Annotated in this window: 16 protein-coding genes; 13 read left to right on the top strand and 3 right to left on the bottom strand. The window is 61.6% G+C overall.

Translation table 11 applies throughout. The annotated features are described in order from the left end of the window. Positions 1–4 precede the first annotated feature (4 nt). On the top strand, positions 5–433 hold the full coding sequence (locus tag C8J98_RS07070) for a hypothetical protein (protein ID WP_146171574.1): 429 nt from the start codon (positions 5–7) through the stop codon (positions 431–433). Positions 434–463: 30 nt separating this feature from the next. Here C8J98_RS07070 and C8J98_RS07065 read toward each other — a convergent pair whose 3' ends face one another. Continuing rightward, complete coding sequence (locus tag C8J98_RS07065; RefSeq protein WP_107912346.1) at positions 464–1,303, bottom strand: DUF72 domain-containing protein; 840 nt, start codon at positions 1,301–1,303, stop codon at positions 464–466. A gap of 255 nt (positions 1,304–1,558) precedes the next feature. On the opposite strand from C8J98_RS07065, the gene C8J98_RS07060 reads away from it, so the two are divergent. From C8J98_RS07060 to C8J98_RS07010, 11 genes are all read left to right on the top strand, one after another. After that, complete coding sequence (locus C8J98_RS07060; protein ID WP_158272634.1) at positions 1,559–2,044, top strand: OsmC family protein; 486 nt, start codon at positions 1,559–1,561, stop codon at positions 2,042–2,044. A gap of 184 nt (positions 2,045–2,228) precedes the next feature. After that, on the top strand, positions 2,229–3,179 hold the full coding sequence (locus C8J98_RS07055) for a helix-turn-helix domain-containing protein (RefSeq protein ID WP_107912341.1): 951 nt from the start codon (positions 2,229–2,231) through the stop codon (positions 3,177–3,179). Between the two features lie 154 nt (positions 3,180–3,333). Further along, positions 3,334–4,248, top strand: a complete 915-nt coding sequence (locus tag C8J98_RS07050) for an NADP-dependent oxidoreductase (RefSeq protein WP_107912339.1) — start codon at positions 3,334–3,336, stop codon at positions 4,246–4,248. 102 nt (positions 4,249–4,350) lie between these two features. Then, positions 4,351–4,968: a nitroreductase family protein gene (locus C8J98_RS07045; RefSeq protein ID WP_107912338.1), complete on the top strand. Its 618-nt coding sequence runs from the start codon at positions 4,351–4,353 to the stop codon at positions 4,966–4,968. A 35-nt stretch (positions 4,969–5,003) separates the two neighbouring features. Further along, entirely contained in the window at positions 5,004–5,549 is a 546-nt protein-coding gene (locus C8J98_RS07040) for a peroxidase-related enzyme (RefSeq protein WP_107912336.1), read from the top strand. Position 5,550: 1 nt separating this feature from the next. Then, positions 5,551–6,093: a carboxymuconolactone decarboxylase family protein gene (locus C8J98_RS07035; RefSeq protein WP_107912334.1), complete on the top strand. Its 543-nt coding sequence runs from the start codon at positions 5,551–5,553 to the stop codon at positions 6,091–6,093. 19 nt (positions 6,094–6,112) lie between these two features. Next, on the top strand, positions 6,113–6,721 hold the full coding sequence (locus C8J98_RS07030; RefSeq protein WP_107912332.1) for an NAD(P)H-dependent oxidoreductase: 609 nt from the start codon (positions 6,113–6,115) through the stop codon (positions 6,719–6,721). A 22-nt stretch (positions 6,722–6,743) separates the two neighbouring features. After that, positions 6,744–7,379: a glutathione S-transferase gene (locus tag C8J98_RS07025; protein WP_107912330.1), complete on the top strand. Its 636-nt coding sequence runs from the start codon at positions 6,744–6,746 to the stop codon at positions 7,377–7,379. A gap of 176 nt (positions 7,380–7,555) precedes the next feature. After that, positions 7,556–8,128 (top strand): cytochrome P460 family protein, encoded by a 573-nt coding sequence (locus C8J98_RS07020; RefSeq protein WP_107912328.1) that lies wholly within the window; start codon positions 7,556–7,558, stop codon positions 8,126–8,128. Positions 8,129–8,148: 20 nt separating this feature from the next. Next, positions 8,149–8,718, top strand: a complete 570-nt coding sequence (locus C8J98_RS07015) for a sigma-70 family RNA polymerase sigma factor (RefSeq protein ID WP_107912326.1) — start codon at positions 8,149–8,151, stop codon at positions 8,716–8,718. Positions 8,719–8,817: 99 nt separating this feature from the next. Next, entirely contained in the window at positions 8,818–9,048 is a 231-nt protein-coding gene (locus C8J98_RS07010; RefSeq protein WP_107912325.1) for a hypothetical protein, read from the top strand. Positions 9,049–9,288: 240 nt separating this feature from the next. Here C8J98_RS07010 and C8J98_RS07005 read toward each other — a convergent pair whose 3' ends face one another. After that, a complete protein-coding gene (locus tag C8J98_RS07005; protein WP_107912323.1) occupies positions 9,289–10,575 on the bottom strand; it encodes a hypothetical protein in 1,287 nt (428 codons plus the stop codon). A 255-nt stretch (positions 10,576–10,830) separates the two neighbouring features. Here C8J98_RS07005 and C8J98_RS07000 point away from each other — a divergent pair, with 255 nt between their 5' ends. Further along, positions 10,831–11,397, top strand: coding sequence for an energy transducer TonB (locus C8J98_RS07000; RefSeq protein ID WP_107912321.1), 567 nt, complete (start codon positions 10,831–10,833; stop codon positions 11,395–11,397). Between the two features lie 25 nt (positions 11,398–11,422). On the opposite strand, the gene C8J98_RS06995 is transcribed toward C8J98_RS07000, so the two are convergent. After that, the gene (locus C8J98_RS06995; protein ID WP_158272633.1) at positions 11,423–12,979 is read right to left on the bottom strand and encodes a GDSL-type esterase/lipase family protein; all 1,557 of its coding nucleotides are present in this window, start codon (positions 12,977–12,979) and stop codon (positions 11,423–11,425) included. Between the last annotated feature and the right edge of the window lie 64 nt (positions 12,980–13,043).

Raw genomic sequence — 13,043 nt, 5'->3', positions numbered from 1 at the left:
CTGTATGAGCGCAACATTAGGCGCAATGCTTCGCGTGACCGAGCGCTGTGCGAAAGCCGACTGCATGCGTGACCTCGAACTCCTGGCGGACCAGCAAGGGCCTTGTGCGCAGCAGGATCTCCGGCAGGTGCTGGAGTTCTTCGACACGGCGAAAACGCAGTTCACGACGCGTATCCTGGCCGGCGCGGAAATCAAACCGGTACAGCTGGGCGCGGGTCAGAACGCGACCATCGCGCTGATTCTGCAGACGTTTCGCTGGACGCCGGGATACGACATCCGCAATCCGACCCATCCCTACAACGCGGCCTGGAAGACCTTCGCCGCGTGGTGCGAGGAAAATGAACTCATCCCCGAGCTTCGCAAGTACCACGACGCGAAGGGTAAAGAGCATTGGTTCGAACTGTTCATCCGCTCTGCTGGCCTGAATGGTTGAACCAGGCATCCGTGATCGGTGCCGGGGTGATCAGGCATTATCGACGCGCTTGCCGAGCGCGATGGCGGCCGAGGGGTTGCGCTCCTTCGCCGCCGAGATGAAATAGACGAAGACGTCCCTGGGGGCGCCGTTCGGCTGCGCGTCGCTTACGTGGGGAAGGCCGAGCGGATCGCCACCGGAGGCCCATGTCGCGGCGCGCTTCGCCCAGCCCTTCAGTTCCTCCGCGGGATACCCGTTCGTTTCAGTCGCGCGACTGCGCATCAGGCGTGCGTAGACGAAGGGTCCCGTCAGATCAGCGAAGGAGGGGTGTTCCGGCGAGTCGGTGAACACGGTGGCCACACCGCGGTCCCGAGCCAGTTGCAGCCAGCGCTCGTCCATGAAGCTCTTGTTGCGCACCTCGACTGCGTGCCGCAACGGCACTCCATTGGCCTCTTCGGGCAGAAGGTCGAGGAAGGCGGCCATGTCGTCGGCATCGAACGGACGCGTGGCCAGGAGCTGCCAGACGACCGGGCCGAGCCGGTCGCCCAGGGCGCTGGCACCCTCGACGAAGCGCTTGATCTGATCGCCCTCGGCCGCGAGCTTTTTCGTCTGCACGATATGGCGCGGCGCCTTGACCGAGAAGATGAATCCCTCCGGCGTTTCCGCCGCCCATTTTCGGTACGTCGCCACTTCGGGTGCGCGGTAATACGTGCTGTTGATCTCGATCGACGCGACCTGTCGGCTGGCGTACGCCAGCTCGCGTTTCTGCACGAGATGGTCCGGATAGAACACGCCGCGCCAGGGCGCGAATACCCAGCCCCCCATGCCGGTACGAATACGGCCGGGGCTTGCGAGGTCGGGAAGGAGGCTTGTTGCGAGAGATATCGTCATGGGGCACGGGGGAGATGGGCTTACGGCCCATCTTGCTGGCGGTTTGGCGACCGATCATCCGAGACATCGTCTAAATCATCCGTATGGATGCGCACCGCGATACACACGTGGCGTCGCCTGTCTTGAGCGCATCTTCGGATTATTGGACGCAGCTGCAGGACCCGGGATCGCGGAGCCTTCCTTACAGTTCGTCTTGTGAAAACCTCACTGACCGAGACGACAGTAATGAGAGACACGGACGCGGAGTCGGTCCACATGGGCGAAGGAAGGTACGGGCCTTATCAGGTCGTCGTTCGATCGGCGTCGTCCACCTTCATGGTGGACGAGCCTTTCGGTACGGGCGGGCTTGGGTCAGGACCCACGCCGTTCGATCTGCTGAGCGCGTCTTTGGGTTCGTGTTCACTGTTGACGATGCGCTGTTACGCCACCGAGCGCGAATGGCCCCTGGAGCGGCTGGTGGTGCGGGTCAGTCACGGTCGACCCGCCCTGGCATCGAAGGATCGCTTTCTTAAAGAGATCCACATGGTCGGGGCGTTGACCGCGGTCCAGGTCCACGCCTTGCTGGACGTGGCCATGCGCTGCCCGGTCCACCTGACGATGGCGCGCGGATCGGACATTGAGACACGATTGATTCAGGGAACCGACATGCTCGACACAGCCATTGGAAGAGGCACTCACATGCGGCTAATGAAGGAAGCCTGCGAAAACAGAGGCGTTTCGGACGACCGGACCACGCGCTGAGTCCGTCGCCGGAGTCCGTTAGTCCAACACTGGAGTGAGACTCTAGAATTCTGGACAGACGGCCGCAATTGGCTAAATATCTTAGTGCCACTGCCGACCCTCTGGCCGAGCGACCTTATCAGGCGCACAGCCAGAGGGCGGCTGCCTGCACTTCATCGATCAGCGATCTTTTTGGGGTGACGCAGTGCTGACAGGACCCGCCGTACGTATTTCGCCTCAAGACCTCAACCGACTCCTGAAGAGTCTTGAGGTGAGCTTCGTTGCCCTCGCCGAGTGCCTGGTCAGCGAGGGTTACTGCCTTGAGATGGGGAGCATCAACGCCCCGGGTATCCATTACAACATCCGCGGTAGCGGGCGCCTGGTGATCAAGGGAAGCCCGCCCATCGAACTCAAGCCCCACACCCTGGTCATCGTTCCACCGAATGCGCCGTTCCGCATCGAGGCGGATGGCTTCCACCGAGGGATGCAGAACCTGCGCACCGTCGACGGCCTGCTGGTTGCCGTGTCGAAAGACTCGATCCTCCATATCGTCGCTGGAGAAGGCGATCCGGAGGTGATGCTCATCTGTGGGTACTTCGACGCCTGTTATGGCTCGGCGGTGAACCTGTTCGGCACGCTGACCACGCCGATCGTGGAACAGTTCTCCGAAGTCGATCGGCTGGACACGATGCTCAAGAGTGCCATTGGCGAGCTGGTCACCCAGGAGGTCGGCTCGGGTGCCATGAGCTCGGCGCTACTCAAGCTGGTCATCGTCAACATTCTTCGTCGCTCGTTGCATTCCAACAACGTCTGGGTGGAGCGGTTCTCGCTCCTGCGCGACCCTCAGATCGCCCGTGCTTTCGCCGAGATGGCGAGCAATCCTGGCGCACCGCATACCGTCAATTCATTAGCCCAAAGTGCGTACCTGGGGCGATCGGCTTTCATGGCGCGGTTTACCGACGTGGTAGGCCAGCCGCCAATGAACGTGTTGCGCGACCTGAGGATGCGTCAGGCAGCCGAGCAGCTTCAGACAGGGCAGGTTCCCATCGAACAGGTCGTCCGCAACACAGGGTATGAAAGCCGCAGCAGCTTTGCCCGCGCCTTTCGCAAGGTCTTTGGCATGGACCCGTCGGAATACCGTTCGTCTACCGCTTAGTCGGGGCGGGTCGAGGGCGGTCGACGGTTAGTGGAAGAACGGATTCCACTGCCGGATCCTCTGCACGGCGTTCCGGCGGACACTCTTCATCGAGCCAACGCCGCCGAGAACGACCCATGCTGAAGAGCATCGACAAACCGAGGAGCCCATTCCGATGAAAGCGATCGTGGTAACCGACCAGGCTGCGGGAGCGGCCGGGATGAAACTGATGGAGCGGACCGAACCGCAAGCGGCGATCAATGATGTCGTTGTTCAGGTGCATGCGTCGGGCTTCGTCAACACCGAGGCGGAGTGGCCTTCGACCTGGACCGATCGGCTCGACCGCGACAGGACGCCGGCGATCCTCGGGCACGAGCTTGCTGGCGTGGTTACCGCTATTGGCTACGGCACGACGGGGTTCTCGATCGGACAGCGGGTGGTCGGCCTTGCGGACTGGTATCGCGACGGCACCCTCGCGGAGTACACAGCCATCGAGGCACGCAACCTCGCTCCGCTGCCGAACGATGTCGACTTCACGGTGGGTGCGAGCTTACCGATTTCGGGGCTGACAGCATGGCAGGGCCTGTTCGTGCACGGCCGCCTTCAGGCGGGACAGCGGGTGATTGCGCACGGCGCAGCCGGCGCGGTCGGGTCGATGGTGGCGCAACTCGCCCGGGAGTTCGGCGCTTACGTGATCGGCACCGGACGTGCCGCTGACCGCCAGGCCGCGCTTGACTTCGGCGCACACGAGTTCGTCGACCTGGGCAACGAGTCGCTGGAAGACATCGGCAGCGTTGACCTTGTGTTTGATGTCATCGGTGGCGATGTCGGGAAACGATCGGCGCGCCTGCTTCGATCCGGAGGAACGCTGGTGTCCGTCATCGGACCGTACGAGGACCTGCCTGATGGCTGCCGGGTGATCGATTTCGTTGTTGAGGCCGATCGCGCCCAGCTGAGTGAGATTGTCGAGCGCGTTCGAGACGGACGACTGCGGACGAACATCGGCGACGTTTCGAACCTCGACAACGCCATCGCCACCTTCAACTCGACCGAGCGACGCAAAGGCAAGACGGTCATCCGCATTCGTTAATCGCCGGAAGGCCGGCACCGTACCTCGGTGCGTCTATCACTGAAAGAACAGAAGCAAGTGCTCTCGTAGCGCTACGTACTCCCTTTACCTATCGGAATCATCATGAATAACGCCGTCATCGAAACCATCCTCAGTCGCACCGCCGCCAAGTACTACGATCCTGCCGCCACCTTGAGTGACGACGATATCCGCGAGCTCGTGCGAATCGGCACCACCGCGCCGACCTCCTTTCACCTGCAGAACTGGCGCTTCATCGCCGTTCGCTCGCCTGAGGCCAAGGCCCGGTTGAGTCCCATCGCCTGGAGTCAGCCGGCCATCACGGACGCGGCTGTCACCTTCATCGTCTGCGGCCAGCTGGCCGATTCCAGTGTCATTCCGGATCGCCTTGCTCCCCTGGTGGCGTCTGGTGTCATGCCGGAAACGATGGTTCAGGAATGGGAAATCCCCGCACGCGATCTATACATGGCGTACCCGCAGCGTCAGCGCGACGAGGCCGTACGCACCGCCACGTTCGGTGCCGCGGCGATGATCTACGCCGCCCGCTCGATGGGCCTGGGTTCGACGCCGATGATCGGTTTCGATGATGAAGCGGTACACCGCGAGTTCGGCCTCACGAAGGACGAAGTACCGGTCATGTTGCTGTCCATCGGCACGGAGCGCTCGGGAAACTGGGCACAGAAGCCGCGCCGCCCGATTACCGAAGTGCTCAATCTCGTTTAAGCGTTCATCAAATCACTGATACCAGGATAACTACGATGTCACGAATTACCGCTCTGACCCCGGACCAGGTGCCGGCCGAATCCAAGTCGACGCTCGATGCATTCACCAAGAACATCGGGTTCACGCCAAACATGATGACCGCCTTCGCAAAAAGCCCGATCGCGTTCAACGCGTGGGCCACGCTGCTCGGCTCCATGAGCAAGGCGCTCGACGTGAAGACGCGTGACAGCATCGGCCTTGCCGTGTCCGAGGTGAATGGCTGTAATTACTGCCTGACCGTTCACAGCTTTACCGCCGAACACATGGCCAAGCTGCCGGCCGATGAAATCATTCTGGCCCGGAAGGGGCATGCGACCGAACCGAAGCGGGACGCCGCGGTCCAGTTTGCGAAGAAAGTCATCGAGACTCGCGGCAACGTCGGTGACGCGGATCTGAAGGCTGTCCGCGATGCCGGCTACACGGACGCGAATATCATGGAGATCGTCGCACTGGTGGCCATGTACTCGCTGACGAACTTCTTCAATAACGTGTTCGATCACGAGAAGGATTTTCCCGCCGTTACGCCGGCTGGGGCGATCTGACATGCCCAGGACTACTGCGCTGAGTCCGGAGCACGTGCCGGCGGATTCGAAGCCGGCTCTCGATATGTTCACCAGGAGCATCGGGTTCACGCCGAACATGCTGGCGACCTTTGCGCAGAGTCCGATCGCATTCAACGCCTGGGCGACCCTTCGCGGGGCGTTGAACAGGGCGCTCGACGTGAAGACGCGGGAAGTCATCAGCCTCGCGGTGTCCGAGGTGAATGGCTGCAACTACTGCCTGGCGGTTCATAGCCTTGCAGCCAGCATGGCGAAGCTGCCGGCCGACGAAATCATTCTCGCCCGGAAGGGCCATGCAAGCGACCCGAAGCGGGATGCGGCTGTCCAGTTTGCACGGAAAGTCATCGAGCATCGTGGCCAGGTCGGTGACGCCGATCTGCAGGCCGTCCGCGATGCCGGCTACACGGATGCGAATCTCATGGAAATCGTTGCGCTGGTGGCCGTGTACTCGCTGACGAACTTCCTCAACAACGTGTTCGATCCCGAGAAGGATTATCCCGCCGTTACACCGGCGGGATCGATCTGACCATGGAGATGGATTTGGCATGAATATTCTCCATATCGACTGCAGCCCGCGTCCGGGATCGCACAGCCGCGATCTTTCAGCGGCCATCGTCAAGATGCTTCTCGAGGCCACGCCCGGCGCGAGCATCTGCCGGCGAGACCTCGGCACCGCACCACTGCCGCATGCTTCGCCCGACTACGCGACCGCTCTGTCGACGCCAGCTACCCTGGCAGCACCACCGAAGGGCTCTCTGGACCTTTCCGAAGTGCTTATTCAGGAGATCGAGGCGGCCGACGTGGTTGTCATCGGGACGCCCATGAACAACTTGACCGTTCCGTCGGTTTTCAAGGCGTGGATCGACCAGGTGCTGCGCGCCGGTCGCACGTTCATGTCGACGCCGGCAGGGAAGGTGGGCATGCTCCAGGATCGCCCGGTATTTATCGGCATCGCTTCCGGTGGCGTCTTTAGCGGCGAGCGTGCCAATCAGCCCGATTTTCTTACGCCGTATCTGTCGGTGGTGCTGGGTAGCATGGGTTTGAAGACCCTGCATTTCCTCGCCGTGCAGGCCACCGCTTTTCTCGACCCTGACCAGGCGACCCGCGCGCGGAACGAAGCGCTTGCGGCGATCGACTTTACGGTCATGGGATAGGTTTCATGAACGGAGCCAGCTGATGTTGACTGTCCATCACCTCAATAACTCCCGATCGCACCGAATCGCCTGGCTTCTCGAAGAGCTCGGCGTGCCGTACCGAATCCAGCATTATGAGCGTGACGCCAGGACAGGGATGGCTCCCGAGTCGCTCAAGGCGATTCATCCACTGGGGAAGTCGCCCATCGTGACGGATGACGGCAGAACCATTGCCGAGTCGGGGGCGATCATCGACTACATCATTCGTCGGCACGGGAAGGGACGTCTGACGCCCGCCCCGGAAACCGACGACTACGATCAGTATGTCCACTGGTTGCACTACGCCGAAGGCTCGGCGTCGCTGCCACTGATCATGAAAGGTACGGTGAACAGGCTCGACCGTAAGTGGCAGCCTCTGAAGAATCTCGTCGCGTCCGAGCTTCATCTTCACCTGAGCTACATCGATACGTCGCTGCAAGACGGCCCGTTCCTGTTGGGCGAGTTGTTCACCGCGGCCGATGTTCAAATGAGCTTCGTGGCCGAAGTGGCAGCGCTTCTGGTCGATCGTAACGACTATCCGGCGCTGGATACGTGGATTCGTCTCCTGCAAGCGCGTCCGGCCTATCGGCGTGCTGTCGATACGGGTGGCGACTACGCACTGGCTCGCGCGGGCGATTGAGAACGAACGCCGATACGTAGACTCGTTCGGGGCTATCCCGGATGGGCGATCGCGGGTTCACTAGGGGTGATAACGAGGACGTCGCTCCCATGTCGGGGTCCAGTTGCTCTTCCCACGATGGCTGGCAATCTCGCCGGGCTGTACGAACACGCACCTTTAACTCAGAGGAACCCCCGATGATCCGGAAAGTATCCGTCGCGATGGCGTCGCTTGCCCTGTCCATCGCCACGCTCGTTGCGCCCGTCAACGCCAAGGAGAAGGTCGCCGCTGCTCCGGCATCGATTGCGGACGCCTCCGGTGCCCTGCATGTGCCGGAGGGCTATCGAACCTCATACGACTACCTTGGCTCCTGGTCCGTCGCGGCGCCCAAGGGAAAAGATGGCGCGGCCCAGATTCATTCAGTCTATGCGTCGCCCAAGGCGGTCGATGGCTACAAGAAGAACGGCAAGTTCTCGGATGGTGATGTGCTGGTAAAGGAAGTCTACGAGACCGGGACGGCGCCGATGACCACTGGAATTGTCAGCCACTCGGAGAAGCTGATGGGGTGGTTCGTGATGATCAAGGATGAAAAGAACAGTCATCCGGGCAACAAACTTTGGGGAGATGGTTGGGGCTGGTCGTGGTTTGACGCTGGGGACACCAAGAAAACCACATCCACCGACTATCACACCGACTGCCAGGGCTGCCACGTTCCGGCCAAAGACACCGACTGGATCTATGTTCAGGGCTACCCCGTACTAAGAAAGTAAGGTGGTCGAGAGACGACGGTATGGCGGTGCCTTCGCTCCAGGACTCTTATGGGTCCCTAGAGGCCAGGTTAAAGCGGCAACTGCTCTTCGGGCTGGCTGGCGATGCCTTCGTGTATTGCCAGTTCCTCGATGGGCTGTCCGGGCATCTGCGCACCTTCCTTCGCCGGCGACTTCCGCATCGTCTCGATGATGTCGAAGATATTCTTCAGGAGACTCTGCTGGCTGTGCATGACGCGCTGCACACCTACCAAAGCAACCGGCCGTTAACCACCTGGGCGAGGGCTATCGCTCGTTACAAGCTCATGGACTTCTTTCGTCGCCATGCCCGGCGCGAGGCATTGCATGAGGTGGTCGATGACGAGTTACATTTCGGCAAGTCGGATGTAGAAGCGGCAGATGCTCGCCGGGATGTGGCCGGCTTGCTTGAGGCCTTGCCTGATCGTCATCGCGTGCCGATCGAGCTGGTGAAACTGCAGGGCCTCTCCGTGGCAGAGGCGGCCCGATGCAGTGGCTTATCGGAATCAGCCATCAAGGTTGGTATTCATCGGGGGCTGAAGCTGTTGGCGGTTCGCGTGCAGGTTGAGCGATGAGCACAGGCGACCTCGTCCGACGCATGGCCATCGGCCAGCATTTCGACAGCTTCGCCCACCGTGGCCATCGCAAAATCTGGATCGCGGCGCAGGCGCGCAATGATGCGCACCCGCGGGTCTACCGTCATCGTCGTGGTGTTCGTTCTTCCCGTCCTCGTCATCGTCATCGTGCCGAATACCTGGCCCCCAATCAATGCGCCATTCCGCCAGGCCCTCGCCCAAGGGCTTCAAACCGCTCTTATGGCCCTTCTCCAGCTTCTCGATGACGCCGAGTACCTTGGCGGCAGCCGCTGCTGCCAGGTCGTCCAGAAAGTCGCCGAAGGCGTCTAATTCACACGTGAAAATGCGGCAAGAACCGCCTAGCTCTTTGAGGGGCAGGATAAGGGGCAGGGATCGTGAGACGAGAAAAAGCCCACGGAGGGGGCCGTGGGCTCTTCTGGAGTAATCCGTCAATGCAATGCGGCAGGGGAACCGCTAAATGCCTGGGACCGGGCGCCTCTCGGCTGCCTTGGGAATAACTATACTCATCAGTATATGAATGGCTCCTGAGTTTGTCTCCTTCACGGCGACTCACGGCGTCCACCCCTGACGCGGAAACAACGTCCCTACGGTCGATTGGGGCGCCGCCTTCTCGTCACAGCCCGGAAAGGGTTTGGTGGAAGAGGCAACCAGGTTGAAGTCGTACGGGGCCGTCCACTGGACCTTGAAATACCGCGGTACGAGATTCCCATCGGTGTCCTCATTGAAGGTCACCTGCCACAGGGACGTGGACTTGCGGCAACGCGTGGGAGGGCCGTCGACCTCACCGGTGAGGGGGCCGCGTCTCTCTTCGGCGTGCAACTTTGCCAATGCGGTTCTCTCGGCGGATGGAGGTAACCAGCGGGATGCGTCCGCCCAGGGAGTGGTCATCCACTCATCGACGAAGGCCTGAGGGTCGAGGGCGGCAGGCGCAATACGCGTGACTACATGATTCGGCCCGATTCGATAATGGAGGATATGCGGCCGGACCAGCGCAATGCCGTCGATGCTGGAGCCCATGAACTGCACAAGCAGGTCGTTGTTCGCCAGGTGCGCTGCGGCAACAAAGTCATCGCCCATATAGAGCGAATCCTCCCGATCTATCAGAGCGGGCGGGGTCGTCGTGCTCCTGGATGCCTGCCACAGTGTCGTGTAAAGGACTTGCCAGTTCGATGAACACCAGGGCGAGTAGCCGAGCGTAACCACGAGGGGCGGCGGTGCAGGTTCGTTCCATGCCGTGTCCGAAGGGGATGTCGCGAGCGAGAGAAAATGCTGGGGCTTGTATTCGTCCTTGCCATAGCGGTCCTGCTCGATACTGATCAGCAGGCGCCAATGGTGATCCGGCCCCTGTTCGTAGACATAAGCCGACTGGTCGAAACCGCAGTTCATGCCCACACCTGTCACCACCAGAAGGTAGCGATCGTCGAGGCGGGCGATGCGGACCTCGTCGAGATACCCCCGCTGGTCCTCCGTGCGCGTGGGATCGGCACCACACCTGTACTCCTTCGAGTCCGGTCGGCCGCAAGTCAGTCTGGCCGCATCCAGTGTCTGGTTCAGCCGCGCACTCAGCGGCGTCAAGTCGTCGGACGCCAGGTAGTAGGTCGTGCCATCCGGCATGCTCGTGCCGGGTGCCGGAGGTAGCTGCTGCTCCACCCATGCGCGCAATGCCTGTTTCACCGGCGTGAACTCGGGTCCGGCATCGCGCTCCTCGTTTATGCCGTGGGAGTGGCGGACTTTTTCGAGTTGGGTTGCCAGGGGCGAGAGGTCGGGCGTCTGCGCCCAGATGGGAGCCGCTATAAACCCGATAGCCATTCCTGCCAGAACCAAGAGCAAACGCATGAAGAGTCCCCGGATGGTTCCAGCGCCTAGGATCGACAGAGAAGGTGGGCCGGATACCCCTGGCCAGCTTTCGCGGCAGATCCGGCGGTCGGATCATCACATGTCCGGGTAGCTGGTGCAGCACGGCGCTCCCTGGGGTTCGCCATCAGATCAAGTTTCTGACCCCACAGAAATACGGCTAGGATGCACCGGTGTGCCAGGCCGGACGCCGGCCCTCGGGCTGCCATTCCACATCGGTCAACATGGGGATAGAAAATGCTTCAGGGCAACCAGTTGCGTGAGCAGGGTTCGACTTCCGTTAGCGTCTTCTTTGGGTGCATGTTGCTCGGGGGTTTCCTCGCGCTAACGGGCTGCCAAACCGCTACGTCCCCTCCCGTGAAGGGACAAACTCCCGATAAAGCCGGTGCTGTCAGTTACAGCGTTGTTCCGACGGCTTCGTCGGGGGCTTACCAGCTCAAACACAGCGAACACGCTTTTGGGGCGCAGCCCATCGCTCGCGATGCGCCGGTCTATCCGGCGTCCATGGTCGGCCAGCAGCTTCCGCCAGTCAGCATTCACGTGAAAGCGATCATCGACGAACAGGGCCACGTCACCGATGTCAGAGATCTGGATGTGGCCTCGACGCCGTCCCACGCAGCCTTCTTCGCCGCCTGCCGGGAAGCGGTCCTCCGCTGGCAGTTCACGCCGATGACGGTGGTTGAGGACGTCGAGGATGCCCGGGGAAACATGTCCCAGAAACGTAAAAATGCGCCCTTCAGTCTCGACTATGCGTTTCGGTTTGAGCTGGTGGATGGAAAACCGACCGTCACGCCGCAGCCATAGACTCGCGACCTGATCGGCGAAGCCTTCATTGACCCGCCGTATTCGACGCCCACACAGCCGATGTCGGCCCGTAGATGACGAGGTTTCCGTCGCCCTGCAAGAACGCCTGCGCCGCCGTCTGGCCCGCGTTGCCCGATCGCCACAGCGATTCACCGAGTTCGCCGTAGAGCACGAAGTCACCCGACGGCGTCAGCTCGAGCTGCGCGCTGTCCTGGTTGACGGTGCCAGTGGACCAGAGCGGCTGCGACGAACCCTTATAGAGAACCAGGTTGCCGTCGTTCTGAAGGAGGAGCGTGAAGCGCCCGTCGCAGGATTGAAGCGTCTGGCCGGGCTTCAGCCCATTACCGGGTTGGAAAGCACCGCAGCCGGTCGGTGCCGTTACCGTCGCCAGGCTGACGGGGGTAAACAGTGCGAGATTCACGGCGCCGGCAATGGCGACGTAACCCGCATCATTGGGATGAAGGTGGTCACCGGAGTCATAGGCGGGCAGGAACGCTGTGGGACGTGCCGGGTCATGCGTGGCCGCATCCTGATCGACGACCGCGTCGCAGGTGGAATCCGGACCCTTGATCCAGGCATTGATGCCCTGGCGCACGATTTCACGCGCGGCGGTCCAGCTCGAGGATCCCTCCCACGGGGTGAGCGTCGAGCAGGCGAAGCGGACTCCCTTGGCATGTGTGCTGTCGATGAGTGACTGCATCGCCGCGATCACGCCCGGTACCGTCGCCTGGGGATTGCCGCTGCCGAGGTCGTTCAGCGGATCGTCGGAGAAGATCACCCAACGAACGCCTGCCTGACCCAGGGCATCGCGGCCAAAGCGTTTGAGCCCGCTCTCGCCGGAGCCATCCGCAAAGAGGTTGTTTCCGCTGATGCCTTCATTGATGACACCGACATCGATACCGGCAGCTTGCAGGCGCTCGGCGAGCCGGTTCGGCCAGCGATGGTTGGCCCCATAGGTCGACGCGTAACCATCGGTGATCGATGCACCGATCGCCACGACCGCACCACGGGTCGTCTGGCTCTGCACGTCGACATTGGTCAGGAACTCATAGTCGCCGATAGCAGTCGCATTGATGGTCGGGTTGCCCGCGACATCGCCGTCGGCCACATAGCGATCCTGCTGGCTGAAGGAATGTCCCGTGAAAGTGGACGGCGCCTGGGCAACGAAGAAACTCACGGCCACGTTGCCTAGGGCCGGAACAGGGAAGTCGATGCCGTCGCTGGTGATCGCCTGACCGGGTGCAAGCGTGACTGAGGAGAGACCGTTGAAGGTCAGGACGTGGTCCGTGCCAGCATCGACGGTAGAACCTGTCGTGGCGAGTGCACCGTGAACGTTCGACAAGGTCAACGGCCCGTTGCCATAGAGATTCGACACCGTGATGCGCAGGGCCGTGCCGGCGATGCTGGTATGCACGATCTGGCGTAGGGTCTTGCCAGTGGGAGCGCCATCACCCGTGTAGGACTGCGGAGCTACGCCCCAGGTTCCTACCCATGGGTCGAGGACATTTGTGGCGTGCGTGTTACAGGCAGCGAGTGCAAGGGCTGCCGATGCAATGAATCGTGTGTACGGAGCGCGGATCATGGGGGGCGTCGCTCGGGGGAGGGGAGAGCATCGTGCCACTCGACGCGAGCGCGGCTTGGAACGT

The organism is Luteibacter sp. OK325, assembly GCF_003050935.1.
GTDB lineage: Bacteria > Pseudomonadota > Gammaproteobacteria > Xanthomonadales > Rhodanobacteraceae > Luteibacter.
Note: the sequence above shows the minus strand (reverse complement) of the source record. Positions and strands in the feature narration are given on the sequence as shown.